The sequence below is a fragment of the Massilia sp. PWRC2 genome, assembly GCF_049896725.1.
In the GTDB taxonomy this organism is placed as follows: Bacteria; Pseudomonadota; Gammaproteobacteria; order Burkholderiales; family Burkholderiaceae_D; genus JAFCUW01.
This window is the reverse complement of the sequence record NZ_JAFCUW010000006.1, coordinates 49,240-61,892: the sequence shown is the minus strand read 5'-3', so window position 1 is coordinate 61,892 and position 12,653 is coordinate 49,240. Positions and strand designations below refer to the sequence as shown.

At 60.8% G+C, this 12,653-nt stretch carries 10 protein-coding genes; 5 read left to right on the top strand and 5 right to left on the bottom strand.

Going from position 1 to position 12,653, the window contains the following annotated elements; genetic code table 11:
• Window positions 1-45: 45 nt before the first annotated feature.
• Window positions 46-651, bottom strand: a complete 606-nt coding sequence (locus tag ACP7BZ_RS13220; RefSeq protein WP_426113827.1) for a transposase — start codon at window positions 649-651, stop codon at window positions 46-48.
• Window positions 652-836: 185 nt separating this feature from the next.
• On the opposite strand from ACP7BZ_RS13220, the gene dinB reads away from it, so the two are divergent.
• Together dinB and ACP7BZ_RS13210 are read left to right on the top strand one after the other, a co-directional pair.
• Window positions 837-1,904, top strand: a complete 1,068-nt coding sequence (gene dinB / locus ACP7BZ_RS13215; RefSeq protein ID WP_426114273.1) for a DNA polymerase IV — start codon at window positions 837-839, stop codon at window positions 1,902-1,904.
• A 95-nt stretch (window positions 1,905-1,999) separates the two neighbouring features.
• The gene (locus tag ACP7BZ_RS13210; RefSeq protein WP_426113825.1) at window positions 2,000-2,896 is read left to right on the top strand and encodes a recombination-associated protein RdgC; all 897 of its coding nucleotides are present in this window, start codon (window positions 2,000-2,002) and stop codon (window positions 2,894-2,896) included.
• Window positions 2,897-2,951: 55 nt separating this feature from the next.
• Here ACP7BZ_RS13210 and ACP7BZ_RS13205 read toward each other — a convergent pair whose 3' ends face one another.
• A complete protein-coding gene (locus ACP7BZ_RS13205; RefSeq protein ID WP_426113823.1) occupies window positions 2,952-3,437 on the bottom strand; it encodes an asparaginase domain-containing protein in 486 nt (161 codons plus the stop codon).
• 183 nt (window positions 3,438-3,620) lie between these two features.
• Here ACP7BZ_RS13205 and ACP7BZ_RS13200 point away from each other — a divergent pair, with 183 nt between their 5' ends.
• Entirely contained in the window at window positions 3,621-4,385 is a 765-nt protein-coding gene (locus tag ACP7BZ_RS13200) for an L-asparaginase (protein WP_426113821.1), read from the top strand.
• An 81-nt stretch (window positions 4,386-4,466) separates the two neighbouring features.
• On the opposite strand, the gene ACP7BZ_RS13195 is transcribed toward ACP7BZ_RS13200, so the two are convergent.
• Window positions 4,467-5,492 (bottom strand): proline iminopeptidase-family hydrolase, encoded by a 1,026-nt coding sequence (locus ACP7BZ_RS13195; protein ID WP_426113819.1) that lies wholly within the window; start codon window positions 5,490-5,492, stop codon window positions 4,467-4,469.
• A 58-nt stretch (window positions 5,493-5,550) separates the two neighbouring features.
• Complete coding sequence (locus tag ACP7BZ_RS13190; protein WP_426113817.1) at window positions 5,551-6,570, bottom strand: D-2-hydroxyacid dehydrogenase family protein; 1,020 nt, start codon at window positions 6,568-6,570, stop codon at window positions 5,551-5,553.
• Window positions 6,571-6,821: 251 nt separating this feature from the next.
• Between ACP7BZ_RS13190 and ACP7BZ_RS13185 the strand changes: the two genes are divergently transcribed.
• Window positions 6,822-8,675 (top strand): phosphoenolpyruvate carboxykinase (GTP), encoded by a 1,854-nt coding sequence (locus ACP7BZ_RS13185; RefSeq protein WP_426113815.1) that lies wholly within the window; start codon window positions 6,822-6,824, stop codon window positions 8,673-8,675.
• 116 nt (window positions 8,676-8,791) lie between these two features.
• On the opposite strand, the gene uvrA is transcribed toward ACP7BZ_RS13185, so the two are convergent.
• Complete coding sequence (uvrA, locus tag ACP7BZ_RS13180; protein ID WP_426113813.1) at window positions 8,792-11,638, bottom strand: excinuclease ABC subunit UvrA; 2,847 nt, start codon at window positions 11,636-11,638, stop codon at window positions 8,792-8,794.
• Between the two features lie 415 nt (window positions 11,639-12,053).
• On the opposite strand from uvrA, the gene ssb reads away from it, so the two are divergent.
• Window positions 12,054-12,554 (top strand): single-stranded DNA-binding protein, encoded by a 501-nt coding sequence (gene ssb / locus ACP7BZ_RS13175; protein WP_426113811.1) that lies wholly within the window; start codon window positions 12,054-12,056, stop codon window positions 12,552-12,554.
• Window positions 12,555-12,653 lie beyond the last annotated feature (99 nt).

Genomic DNA, 12,653 nt, shown 5'->3' with positions numbered 1-12,653 from the left:
TCGTTCGACGTTGTAGTGAAAGCCACGGTGTGAACCGTGGCTTTTTTAGTTGCGCTGCGACATTTGTAGCAGGGCGACTGGCACACTGTGCCGGTCCCCATGTTGATCAACCCCATCAGCAATAAAGCGCCGGAGCGCTTCCACCGCTTCTTCGCGCCGCTCGCCTAACTGCGCCAGCCACCCCGTCTCCAGCCATGGCGGACAGCGCGCTGCATCGCACGTCATCGCATAGCTGCTCCACGGCCAGCCTCCAGGTGTTGCGACCAAGCCTGCCCGCACCGGGTTGAGAATCACGTAGCGGATCAATTCCAGCAAGTGCGACTGCCGTTGCACGATCTCCCAGTGAAGTCGCCCCTGGAAAACGTGGCCGCGGGTGGTATGGCGCGCATTAAAGCGCTGGGTATAAGCGCCGTTCAAGTCGCGCATGCCAGCGCTGAGACTGGGCGCAAGAGTTTTCGTGACCAAATGAAAATGATTGCCCATCTGGCAAAAGGCGTGGATGCGCCAGCGCTGCTGCGCGCAGGTTTCGCCTAACAGACGCAGCCAGCCGCGACGGTCGTGGTCGTCGCGATAGATGGGCTCGCCGCGATCGCCGCGGCAGGTGATGTGGTAGACGGTGCCGGCAACGTCGATGCGGGCGGATCTTGGCATGGGGTGCTCCGGAAAGTGGTGGATGGGCGGATATGGGACAGGCACCGCGTGCCAGTCCCCCTGCGGCTGCCAACTTTGGGTTGGATGGCTGCGCCGCCGGCGAGTTCACCCCCGCCCAGGGCTTTCATCAAGCGAGGCTCTGATATACTGTATAGATTTACAGTAGTCTATTTTCCCGCGTGAATATCCCGGCCCGAAAAATCATCCATTGCGATTGCGACTGTTTTTATGCTTCGGTCGAAATGCGCGACAATCCTGCCCTGCGCGCAGTGCCGCTGGCGGTGGGCGGGCGTGCCGATCAGCGCGGCGTGGTGGCCACCTGCAACTATGAGGCGCGCCGCTATGGCATCCATTCGGCCATGGCCACCGCGCAAGCCCTCAAATTGTGTCCGCAGCTGGTGGTGGTGCGGCCAAATATGGAAAAATACCGGGTGGCTTCACGCCAGATCCTCGCCATTTATGGCCATTACACCGAGCTGGTCGAGCCCCTCTCGCTGGACGAGGCCTATCTCGATGTTTCCGGTTCGTCCCACTGCAAGGGCAGCGCCACCCTGATTGCCCAGGAAATCCGCCAGCGTATTTTCGATACGGTGGGCATCACTGCTTCGGCCGGCATTGCCCCGAACAAATTTGTCGCAAAAATCGCCAGCGACTGGAACAAGCCCGATGGCCTGTTTCTGGTGCGCCCGGCCGAGGTCGACGCCTTTGTCGCCGCCTTGCCCGTCAAAAAACTGCATGGGGTGGGCAAGGTGACGGCGGCCAAATTGAACGGCCTGGGGGTGCAGACCTGTGCCGACCTGCGCAGCTGGAGCATGCTTGAGTTGCAGCAACAGTTCGGCAGCTTTGGCGCGCGCCTGCACGATTTGTGCCGCGGCATCGACGAGCGCGTGGTGTCGAGCGAGCGCGAACGCAAATCGGTGAGCGTCGAAGAAACCTATACGGTCGATGTGCCCGATTTGCCCGCCTGCCTGGCCCTGCTGCCCGAACTGTTCGACAGCTTGCTCGGCCGCATCGAGCGGGCCGAGGCGGGGCGCCATATCCATAAATTGTTTGCCAAAATCAAATTCAGCGATTTTCAGCAAACTACCGTCGAGTGCCTCGGCACCACCCCCGACCTGGTGCAGTTCGGCCACCTGCTGGAGACCGGTTATCTGCGGCGCCACAAGCCGGTGCGCCTGCTGGGGCTGGGCGTGCGCCTCGGCGAAGAAGCCAGTCTGGAGCAGCTGTCGCTGTTCACCGGCATAAATGGCTGATCTCTTTCACCGCGTCATTTTTGCCCGCGACGAGCGTGTAGAATGGCGTTCCTCCTGCAGTAATGTACCTATCCTGAATCAATCGGACACCAATTATGTGGTTTAAGAATCTCCAGATTTACCGCCTGCCGGCACCGTGGAATTTCACCCCCGAGCAGCTCGAAAAAGCCCTTGAACCGGGCAGTTTTGTTCCCGCCACCAGCAATGAGTTGCTGCGCCAGGGCTGGGATTCGCCACGCGGCAATGGCCAGCTGGTGCATACCGTCAACAAACAGATGCTGATTCTGCTGGGCACGGAAAAGAAACTGTTGCCGAGTTCGGTCATCAACCAGGTCGCCAAGGCCAAGGCAGCCGAGCTGGAAGAAGCCCAGGGTTTCGCGCCAGGCAAGAAGGCAATGAAAGAATTGAAAGAACGCGTGGCCGACGAGTTGCTGCCGCGTGCCTTCAGCATCCGCAGCAATGTGTGGACCTGGATCGATCCCGTCAACGGCTGGCTGGTGGTCGATGCGGCCAGCCCGGCCAAGGCCGACGATGTCATCAAGTTGCTGCTCAAGGCGGTCGACAAGATGCCGCTGGAAAGCCTGCGCGTGCAGCGCTCGCCCGTCGCGGTGATGACGGCGTGGCTGGAAACGGATGAGGCGCCGGTCGGCTTTACCATCGACCAGGACACCGAATTGCGCGCCACCGGCGACAGCAAGGCTGCCGTGCGCTACGTCAAGCACGCGCTGGAAGCGGACGATATCCGCCGCCACATCGCCGCCGGCAAGCAGTGCACCCGCCTGGCCATGACCTGGGACGACAAGATTTCTTTTGTGCTCACCGAATCGCTGGCCATCAAGGGCATCAAGCCGCTCGACGTCATCACCGAAAAAGACACCTCGACCCGCAATGACGAAGAACGGTTTGACAACGACATGATGCTGATGACGGGCGAACTGGCCAAGCTGATGGCCGACATCGTCGAAGCACTCGGCGGCGAAGCGAACGCATAACCAAGGCAAATAAGTAAGTGCGTGCTAACGACGCCGATGCCGTCGGAGCCGGCGCTTACAGTGGTTGAAAGACGCCGGCTGCGCGGTTCTTGGTCACATTGTCCCAGGCGAACACCTGGCCATTCATGCCGACATAAACGCCGGCCGGCAAGGTTTGCGCCACCCCGGCGGCAAAGCCAAGGTTGAACAGCGCATCGGAATTGGCGATTTCGTAGGGAATCATGGCGCCGGTTAGCACGATGGTCTTGCCGAGGGCGGCGGCGCCCAGCACGGCCGCCGTTTCTTTCATGGTGTCGGTGCCGTGGACGATGACGATGGCCTGCTCGGCCGCGGCCTGGCAGGCTGCCAGCACGCGCTGGCGGTGGGCGTCCTGCATGTCGAGGGAATCGAGCAGGGGCAATTGTTCGAGGACGACGCCGATCGTCATGCGGCTGCGTGCCAAGGCTGCCGGCAAGTGGCTGTCGGCAAAACCGAGTGTGCCCGTCAGTTCGTCATAGTGTTTATCGAAAGTGCCGCCGGTGGCGATGATGCGCAAGCTCATGGTGGTGTCGCTTATGGTTGTGTCAAAAGTTCAAAAAAATCGCAGGCCACATCATAACAACGGCCGCAGCGAAACAGTGCGCGGCGCTTGAATTGGCCGCCGACTGCGCTAAAATCTCCGTCAGTTTGTTTGTCAGTTTGTTTGTCAGTTTGGCTTCGCTACCGTTCAACCATTGAATAACCCATGAAAACGCTTGCCCCCGGCACCGTCATTTTTCATCGCCACCGCGGCTATGGGGTGATTGTCCATGTCAACCTGCTCACCGGCTGGATCAGCGCCCGTTTCGGCAGTGAACAACGCACGCTCGATCTGAACCTGTCGACCGACGACGTCCAGCACGCCGATGGCGAAGCGATCCTGTTTCGGCGCGCGCCACCCGACCGCATGCCGCACGCGCGCCTGATGGCGATGGTGGCGGCGCTGCACGAAGCGGGCTACCAGAAGTTGTATTTGTATTCGTGGCCCAAGCCGTCCGGTCTGCACTGGCGCTGGCACCTGTTCACCGGCCAGCGCCAGTGGATGCAGCGGCCATGGCGCGAAGGCTGGTATGGTTCGGGCGCCGACTACAACGTCAATCCGGTGATGGGCTGGGGCGATTCGCCGGGCGCCAGCACCGATGAACTGGTGACGGCGCTGGCCAAATTCGATCCGCAGGGCCTGGCGCAGGCACTCGGTCGCGATGACGACCACACGGCCTGGTTCAAGGATGTCTGCAGCCACCTGCTGCCTGGCTATATGTACAGTCTGGACATGGAAAAGGCCACCGCCGATGGCCTCAAGGACGTGCCGCCCGTGCCGGTGATCGGCGTGCGCGCCGGCTTGCCGCCGTATGCAGGGCCGCCAATCGGCTGGCCGCCCGGCTGGGCCGGCTTGTGGACACGCGCCCACGCCATGCCGGCGTCGCCCATCGTGCTCGCTCCCGGCGTCGATCTGACGCCCGAAAAATAAGCGAAGCCGGCCGCAGGGGGGACTGGCACCGCAGGTGCCTGGCCGAATGCCCCCCAGCCTCAGCGCTTTTGCCTGCCTGCCTTAAAACTTGCCACTATCCACATCCTTCAAAAAGCGGATCAAGCCACCAAAATACACGGCCTGATCGTCATACATGGCCATGTGCCCGCCCTTCGGGCACAGCAGATAGCGCCCGCGCTGCACCTTCGCCGCCACCATCTTCATGTGCGCCGGTTCCATGGTGTCGTACTGCCCAGCAATGACCAGCGTCGGCACGCTAATTTTCGGCAAATCGGCGACCCGGTCCCAGTGCTCGAGCTTGGAGTTGTGCGAACCCATTTCGCTGGGCCCCTGCAGCGGCACATAGACTTTCGGGTTGATCTTGGCAAACGCACGGCTGACCGGCTCCGGCCACTGCGCCTGCGGCATGCGCAGGATATGGCTTTCGTAATACGGCGCCAGCAATTCCATATAGCGTGGCTCGGCCGTCTTGTTGTCCTTTTCCATTTGCAAGATCTCGGCCAGCGCTTTCTGGTCCATCGCCGGCATCAATACCTTGTCGGCGTAGGCGTTGTAAGCAGGAATGCTCATCATCATGTTCGAGATGACCATCCCTTTCAGGTTCTTGCCATATTTAAGGGCATATTCGGCAGCGAGCACGCCACCCCACGAGTGACCCAGAATATAAAAGTTGCTGCTGTTTAAACCGAGCGCCTTGCGCACCTGTTCAACTTCTTCGACGAAGCGGGGCAATTCCCACAGCGCCGGTTGATCGGGCTGGTCGCTGTAGGCGGAACCGAGCTGGTCGTAATAATAGTATTCGATGCTGGCGCCGGGAAAATAACTGTCGAAGGCTTCGAAGTATTCGTGGGTGGCGCCGGGGCCGCCGTGCAGCAGCAGCACCTTGATGGTCGGATTGTTGCCGACGCGCTTGGTCCAGACCTTGAAGTTGCCGCTCGGCGTGCTGATGGGAATCATGCGGACGCCGCCCGACAGCGCGTCCGTGCGGCCGCTATTGTTGAAGTATGAAGATGCCTGGCCAGCCCAGCCGACGGGGGCCGCCGCTGCCAGCAGCACGGCGGTGCACAGTGCAATAAAACGTTTCATGTTTTTCCCGGTAATTGTTGTATCAAGTTGATATGAACTTGACATAACAATCTCCTGTTCACCGGCCGCTGTCAAGTCCTGCCGGGCCCCTGTCCAGCAGCGCCGCCGGATTGAGGATATTGCTGGGCTGTCCTTGGAAAAACTGCAACACATTGCGGAATGCCGCCTCGAAATACAGCGCGTAACTGTCTTGCTCGACATAGCCCAGGTGGGGCGTCGCCAGCACCGTCGGCATGCGCAGCAGCGGGGCGTCGGCGGCCAGCGGTTCGCTGGTGAACACGTCGATGGCGGCGTGGCCCGGCCGTCCCTGTTGCAGCGCGTGTTCCAGCGCATCGCTCTCCACCAGTTCGGCGCGGCTGGTGTTGACGAACAGCGCACCCGGCTTCATCAGGACCAGGTCGGCGGCCGTGACGATGGCGCGGGTGGCGTCGACCAGCCGCAGGTGCACCGTCAGCACGTCCGCTTCGGCAAACAGTGCCGCTTTCGAGCTGGCCACCTGGTGGCCGTCGGCAGCGGCGGCCGCCAGGCTAGCCTCGCGCCCCCACACCAGGATGCGCATGCCGAACGCCTTGCCATAGCCGGCAATCAGCTTGCCGATCTTGCCGTAACCCCAGATCGCCAGCGTGCGGCCCCGGAGCACCACCCCCAGGCCGTTCAGATGCGGATTGATCGACGCCGTCTGCCACAGGCCGTCTTTCAGATTACTGGCGTAGGGCACGATCTTGCGGCTGGCCGCCATGATCAGCGCCCAGGTCAGTTCGGCCGGTGCCACCGGCGAGCCAACCCCCTCGGCAATGGCGATACCGGCGGCGGTGGCGGCAGCGACATCGATGTGGCCGGCCACCTTGCCCGTCTGCGAAATGAGTTTCAGATTCGGCAGTTTGTCGAGCAAGGCGCGCGGCACGGCCGTGCGTTCGCGGATCAGCACCACGGCGTCGAACGGCGCCAGCCGGATGGCCAGCTGGCCTACGCCGCGCGCGCTGTTATTGAAAACCTTGACCTCGTGACCATCGAGCAGGGCAAAGCAGTCCAGGTGCCGCACGGCATCCTGATAATCGTCGAGTACAGCTATTTTCATATGCGTTATTGGAACAATAATAAAACTTCGTAGGGAAATAACAGGGATGACAAGTGGTTTGAATAGCCTACTACTTCACTCAACTATTATTACTACAAATTTGTCGGCGTGGCGCCTTGCGGGCGCCGTTGAGGGGTACAATCGGCCGCATATTGACAGCCGTTGCAGCCTCGTTGCCGCTGTATGACGAGTTTGGGTGGACTTTCTTGCAGACGGCGCAGACCAGCATTTTTTATTGCACTGGAGACAAAATGAATCAACCTGTCCTGCAAGGCGTCGCCGCCTTGAACGTACCAGCTTATCTTAAACACCAGCGCCTGATCAATTGGGTGGCCGAGATTGCCGCGCTGACCAAGCCGGCCCACATCGTCTGGTGCGATGGCTCGCAAGAAGAATACGAGCGCCTGTGCGCCGACATGGTCGCTGCCGGCACCTTGCAAAAGCTCAATCCCGCCAAGCGCCCGAATTGCTTCCTCGCCCTGTCCGACCCGTCCGACGTCGCCCGCGTGGAAGACCGCACCTATATTTGCAGCGCCACCCGCGAGCAGGCCGGCCCGACCAACAACTGGATCGCCCCGGCCGAGATGCGCGCCACCCTGCACGGGCTGTTCGATGGTTGTATGCAAGGCCGCACCATGTACGTGGTGCCGTTCTCGATGGGGCCGCTGGGTTCGCCCATCGCCCACATCGGTGTCGAGTTGTCCGACAGCCCGTATGTCGCCGTCAACATGCGCATCATGACGCGCATGGGAAAGGCTGTCTACGAGGTGCTGGGCAGCGATGGCGAGTTTGTGCCGGCTGTCCACAGCGTGGGCGCGCCACTGGCGGCCGGCCAGGCAGATGTCGCCTGGCCGTGCAACCCCACCAAGTACATCGTGCACTATCCGGAAACCCGCGAAATCTGGTCGTATGGCTCCGGCTACGGTGGCAATGCCCTGCTCGGTAAAAAATGCTGCGCCCTGCGCATCGCCTCCACCATGGGCAAGCAGGAAGCCGCGGCGGGTGGCAGCGGCTGGCTGGCCGAACACATGCTCATTCTCGGCGTCGAATCGCCCGAAGGCAAAAAGCACTACGTCGCCGCCGCCTTTCCCTCGGCCTGCGGCAAGACCAACTTCGCCATGATGATCCCGCCGCCCGCCTTTAACGGCTGGAAAGTGACCACCATCGGCGACGATATCGCCTGGATCAAGCCGGGCCAGGATGGTCGCCTGTACGCCATCAACCCGGAAGCGGGCTATTTTGGCGTCGCGCCCGGCACCAACGAGCAAACCAACGCCAACTGCATGGCATCGATGCGCGCCAACACCATTTTTACCAATGTTGCCCTGACCGATGACGGCGACGTCTGGTGGGAAGGCTTGACCAGACAGGCACCGGCCCACCTGATCGACTGGCAGGGCAAGGACTGGACGCCGGCTTCTGGCAGCAAGGCGGCCCATCCGAACTCGCGCTTCACGGTCGCCGCCACGCAAAACCCGGTGCTCGATCCGGCCTGGGACGATCCGGCTGGCGTGCCTTTGTCGGCGTTCATTTTCGGCGGGCGCCGCTCGACCACGGTGCCGCTGGTGACGCAGGCGCGCAACTGGACCGAAGGGGTGTACATGGCAGCGACCATGGGCTCGGAAACCACTGCCGCCGCCGCCGCCAAGGTGGGCGTGGTGCGCCGCGACCCGTTCGCCATGCTGCCCTTCATTGGCTACAACATGAGCGATTACTTTCAGCACTGGCTCGACATCGGCGCGAGCAACCCTGCCGCCATGCCAAAGATTTTCTGCGTCAACTGGTTCCGCACCGATGCCGAAGGCCGCTTCGTCTGGCCCGGCTTTGGCGACAATATGCGCGTTTTAAAATGGATGCTTGACCGCATTGAGGGTAACGCTGGCGGCGTCGACCACCTGTTCGGCACCTCGCCCCGCTTCGACGACATGAACTGGGACGGCCTGCCGTTTACCCGCGCACAGTTCGAGCAGATCACCTCCATCGATGGCGCCGCCTGGCACGATGAAGTGAAATTGCACGACGAGCTGTTCGACAAGCTCGCTTACCACCTGCCACAGGCACTGGTCGACACCCGCCTGGCGCTGCAAAGCCGCATGGCAGCGTAACGGCGGGAGTAACGGCGGCAAACAGGCACCAGCGGTGCCTGTCCCGATGTTTACCAAAGGAAAAAAAGCGGTGATGCCAGCATCCCCGCTTTTTTATACCGTATCAACGGTGATCGCTATTTCAACAGCGGCCCCAGATACTTTCCGGTCACACTCTCCGGATTGGCTGCCACTTCTTCCGGCGTACCGAACGCCACGATCCGTCCGCCGCCAGCGCCGCCTTCCGGCCCCAGGTCGACAATCCAGTCAGCCGTCTTGATGACATCCAGATTGTGCTCGATCACAACCAGCGTATTGCCCTGGTCGCGCAGGCGGTGCATCACCTTGAGCAGCAAATCGATATCTTTAAAATGCAGGCCAGTGGTGGGCTCGTCGAGGATATACAGGGTGCGTCCGGTATCGCGCTTGGACAGTTCGAGCGACAGCTTGACGCGCTGCGCCTCGCCACCCGACAGCGTGGTCGCGCTCTGGCCCAGCTTGATATAGCCGAGGCCGACATCGAGCAGGGTTGCCAGCTTGCGGGCGATGACTGGTACGGGTTTGAAAAACTCGTGGGCGTCTTCCACCGTCAGGTCGAGCACTTCGGTGATGTTCTTGCCCTTGTACTGCACCTCGAGCGTTTCGCGGTTGTAGCGCTTGCCGTGGCAAACGTCGCACGGCACATACACGTCCGGCAAAAAGTGCATCTCTACCTTGATCACGCCATCGCCCTGGCACGCTTCGCAGCGGCCGCCCTTGACGTTGAACGAGAAACGACCGGCGCTGTAACCGCGCTCCTTGGCCGACGGCACGGTGGCGAACAGGTCGCGGATTGGCGTGAACAAGCCGGTGTACGTGGCTGGATTCGAACGCGGCGTGCGGCCGATCGGCGCCTGGTCGACCGAAATGACCTTGTCAAAATGCTCGAGTCCACTAATCGCATCGTGCGGCGCCGGTTCTGTTTGCGAACCATATAAATGGCGCGACAGTGCCGGATACAGCGTGTCGTTGACCAGCGTCGATTTGCCCGAGCCAGACACCCCGGTCACGCAGGTCATCAAGCCGACCGGCAATTGCAGCGACACTTTTTTCAGGTTATTGCCGGTGGCATTGGTGATCACCAGCTGGCGGTTCGGATCGGCGATATGGCGTTTTTTCGGCACCTCGATTTTTAAGGTGCCATTCAAATACTTGGCGGTCAGCGATTTCTTGTTCTTTAAAATTTGCGCCAGCGTGCCTTCGGCGATCACTTCACCGCCATGCACGCCCGCGCCCGGCCCCATGTCGACGATGTAGTCGGCGGTGCGGATGGCGTCTTCATCGTGCTCGACCACCAGCACGCTGTTGCCAATGTCGCGCAGGTGCTTGAGCGTTTCGATCAGGCGGTCGTTGTCCCTCTGGTGCAGGCCGATCGACGGTTCATCGAGCACGTACATCACACCCGTCAAACCGGAGCCGATTTGCGACGCCAGGCGAATGCGCTGCGCTTCGCCACCGGAGAGGGTATCGGCGCTGCGGTCGAGCGAGAGGTAATCGAGGCCGACGTTGTTCAAAAATTTCAGGCGCGAGATGATTTCCTTGACCACGCGGTCAGCGATCTCTTTTTTCGCGCCCTTCAAGGTCAGCTTCTCGAAATAATCGAGACAGGCGCGCAGCGGCTTGTTGGCGATCTCGTAGATGGCCCGTTGCTGTTTGCCGGTACCGAGCTTGACGTAGCGCGCTTCCACCCGCAGGCGGGCGCCGTCGCAGCTGGGGCACTGTTTCTCGTTGATGAACTTGGCCAGTTCTTCCTTGACCGCCATCGAATCGGTTTCGCGGTAGCGCCGCTGCAAATTGGTGACCACGCCTTCAAAGGTGTGTTCGCGCACGACAGTGCGACCGCGCTCGTTCACATACGTAAACGGGATGCTGGTCTTGCCGGAGCCATTGAGCACGGCCGCCTGTGCCACTGCCGGCAGCTTTTCAAACGGCATGTCGATATCGAATTCGTAGAACGCGGCCAGGTTCGACAGCATCTGATAATAAAACTGGTTGCGCCGGTCCCAGCCCTTGATGGCGCCGGACGCCAGCGACAGATTGGGAAAGGCGACGATGCGCCTGGGATCGAAAAACTCGATATGGCCGAGGCCATCGCATTCGGGGCAGGCACCCATCGGGTTATTGAACGAGAACAGGCGCGGTTCCAGTTCCTGCAGCGAATAGCCGCACTCATTGCAGGCGAATTTATTGGAAAACACGTGCGCCACGCCGCTGTCCATTTCCAGCGCCATGGCGCGGCCATCGGCCAGTCGCAGGGCCGTCTCGAAACTCTCGGCGAGGCGCTGCTTGATGTCGCCAGTCACCTTGATGCGGTCGATGACGACGTCGATGGTGTGCTTTTCGGTTTTCTTCAGCTTCGGCATGTCGTCGATTTCATACACCCGGCCTTCGGCGGTGCCGCTCTGGATGCGGAAACGCACAAAGCCCTGCGCCTGCATCGAAGCGAACAGGTCGACGTGTTCGCCCTTGCGGTTCGCCACCACCGGCGCGCAAATCATCAGCTTGGTGCCGTCTGCCATCGCCAGCACGGCGTCGACCATCTGCGAGACGGTTTGCGCCGCCAGCGGGTGCTCCGGGTGAAGCGGGCAGTACGGCGTGCCCACGCGCGCATACAGCAGGCGCAGGTAATCGTGGATCTCGGTGACGGTGCCGACGGTCGAGCGGGGATTGTGCGAGGTCGCTTTTTGCTCGATCGAAATGGCGGGCGACAGCCCCTCGATCAGATCGACATCGGGCTTTTCCATCAGCTGCAGGAACTGGCGGGCGTAAGCCGACAGCGACTCGACGTAACGCCGTTGCCCTTCCGCATACAGGGTGTCGAATGCCAGCGACGATTTGCCGGAACCGGACAGGCCGGTGATGACAATGAGCTTGTTACGTGGCAAGTCGAGATTGATGTTCTTCAGGTTGTGCGTGCGCGCACCACGAATACGAATTTCATCCATTTAAACGGGCTGGCTTTCAGGTAATTGTGCACGTGCTGCGCACGGAGGGGGCGGCAAAAAAAGAACGTATCACTATAGCGGTTTTTGTTGCATGACGTCACAACGCGGACGATCGCCACGCCGCAACCCGTTCGGGCGCCGAACCACGGAGATGACCTGAGTGATGCCAGGCCAGATGGGCAGAAGCGGCCCCATTCCAATGGCAAAGCAGCCATAAAAGCAAAATAAACAACGCATTTTTTGCTTAGCGCCCGTGCGTGCGCGCAAGGGCGGCGCCAGCGCCCGTAAAACAGCGCTGCGCCGACTGCGGTGGGGCAGGTGCTGCGATATATAATACACACTGCCTTCGGGCGCCAATTCCCTGACGTTTGGACACATGCAGTGTCAGGGTTCACAACATCCATCGGAGCACCACATGGCCTCAGTCAACAAAGTCATCATCGTCGGCAATCTTGGCCGCGATCCGGAAATTCGCTACATGCCCAGCGGCGACGCCATCGCCAATATCGCTGTCGCCACCAGCTATAAATCGAAAGACAAGAACACCGGCGAAGCGAAAGAGCTGACCGAATGGCACCGCATCTCGTTTTTCGGCCGCCTCGCTGAAATCGTCGGCCAGTACCTGAAAAAAGGCTCGTCGGTCTACGTCGAAGGCCGCCTGCAAACCCGTAAATACACCGACAAAGACGGCGTCGAAAAGTACGCGACCGACATCATTGCCGAAAACATGCAAATGCTGGGCGGCCGTCAAGGCATGGGCGGCGACAGCGGCATGGACGACGGCAGCGGCTACGACAGCGCGCCGCCAAGCCGTCCGCAGGCACAGCAGCGCCAGGCGCCACCGGCCCCGGCCGCGCGCCCGCAGCCGAAGCCGGCACCGAATTTTTCGGATATGGATGACGATATTCCGTTTTAAAACAACGCCGCTCTCCCCCGCTCTCCGCATATAAAAGCCCTGTAAATCAGTGATTTACAGGGCTTTTTCTTTCACCATCGCGGTGCTTGCACTGCACTT

Coding starts and splice junctions, on each gene's coding strand:
- ACP7BZ_RS13195 (WP_426113819.1), bottom strand. CDS start 5,492: ATGAAACGTTTTATTGCACTGTGCACCGCCGTGCTGCTGGCAGCGGCG.
- ACP7BZ_RS13205 (WP_426113823.1), bottom strand. CDS start 3,437: ATGAGCTTGCGCATCATCGCCACCGGCGGCACTTTCGATAAACACTAT.
- ACP7BZ_RS13220 (WP_426113827.1), bottom strand. CDS start 651: ATGCCAAGATCCGCCCGCATCGACGTTGCCGGCACCGTCTACCACATC.
- ACP7BZ_RS13210 (WP_426113825.1), top strand. CDS start 2,000: ATGTGGTTTAAGAATCTCCAGATTTACCGCCTGCCGGCACCGTGGAAT.
- ACP7BZ_RS13200 (WP_426113821.1), top strand. CDS start 3,621: ATGAAAACGCTTGCCCCCGGCACCGTCATTTTTCATCGCCACCGCGGC.
- ACP7BZ_RS13190 (WP_426113817.1), bottom strand. CDS start 6,570: ATGAAAATAGCTGTACTCGACGATTATCAGGATGCCGTGCGGCACCTG.
- uvrA (WP_426113813.1), bottom strand. CDS start 11,638: ATGGATGAAATTCGTATTCGTGGTGCGCGCACGCACAACCTGAAGAAC.
- ssb (WP_426113811.1), top strand. CDS start 12,054: ATGGCCTCAGTCAACAAAGTCATCATCGTCGGCAATCTTGGCCGCGAT.
- ACP7BZ_RS13185 (WP_426113815.1), top strand. CDS start 6,822: ATGAATCAACCTGTCCTGCAAGGCGTCGCCGCCTTGAACGTACCAGCT.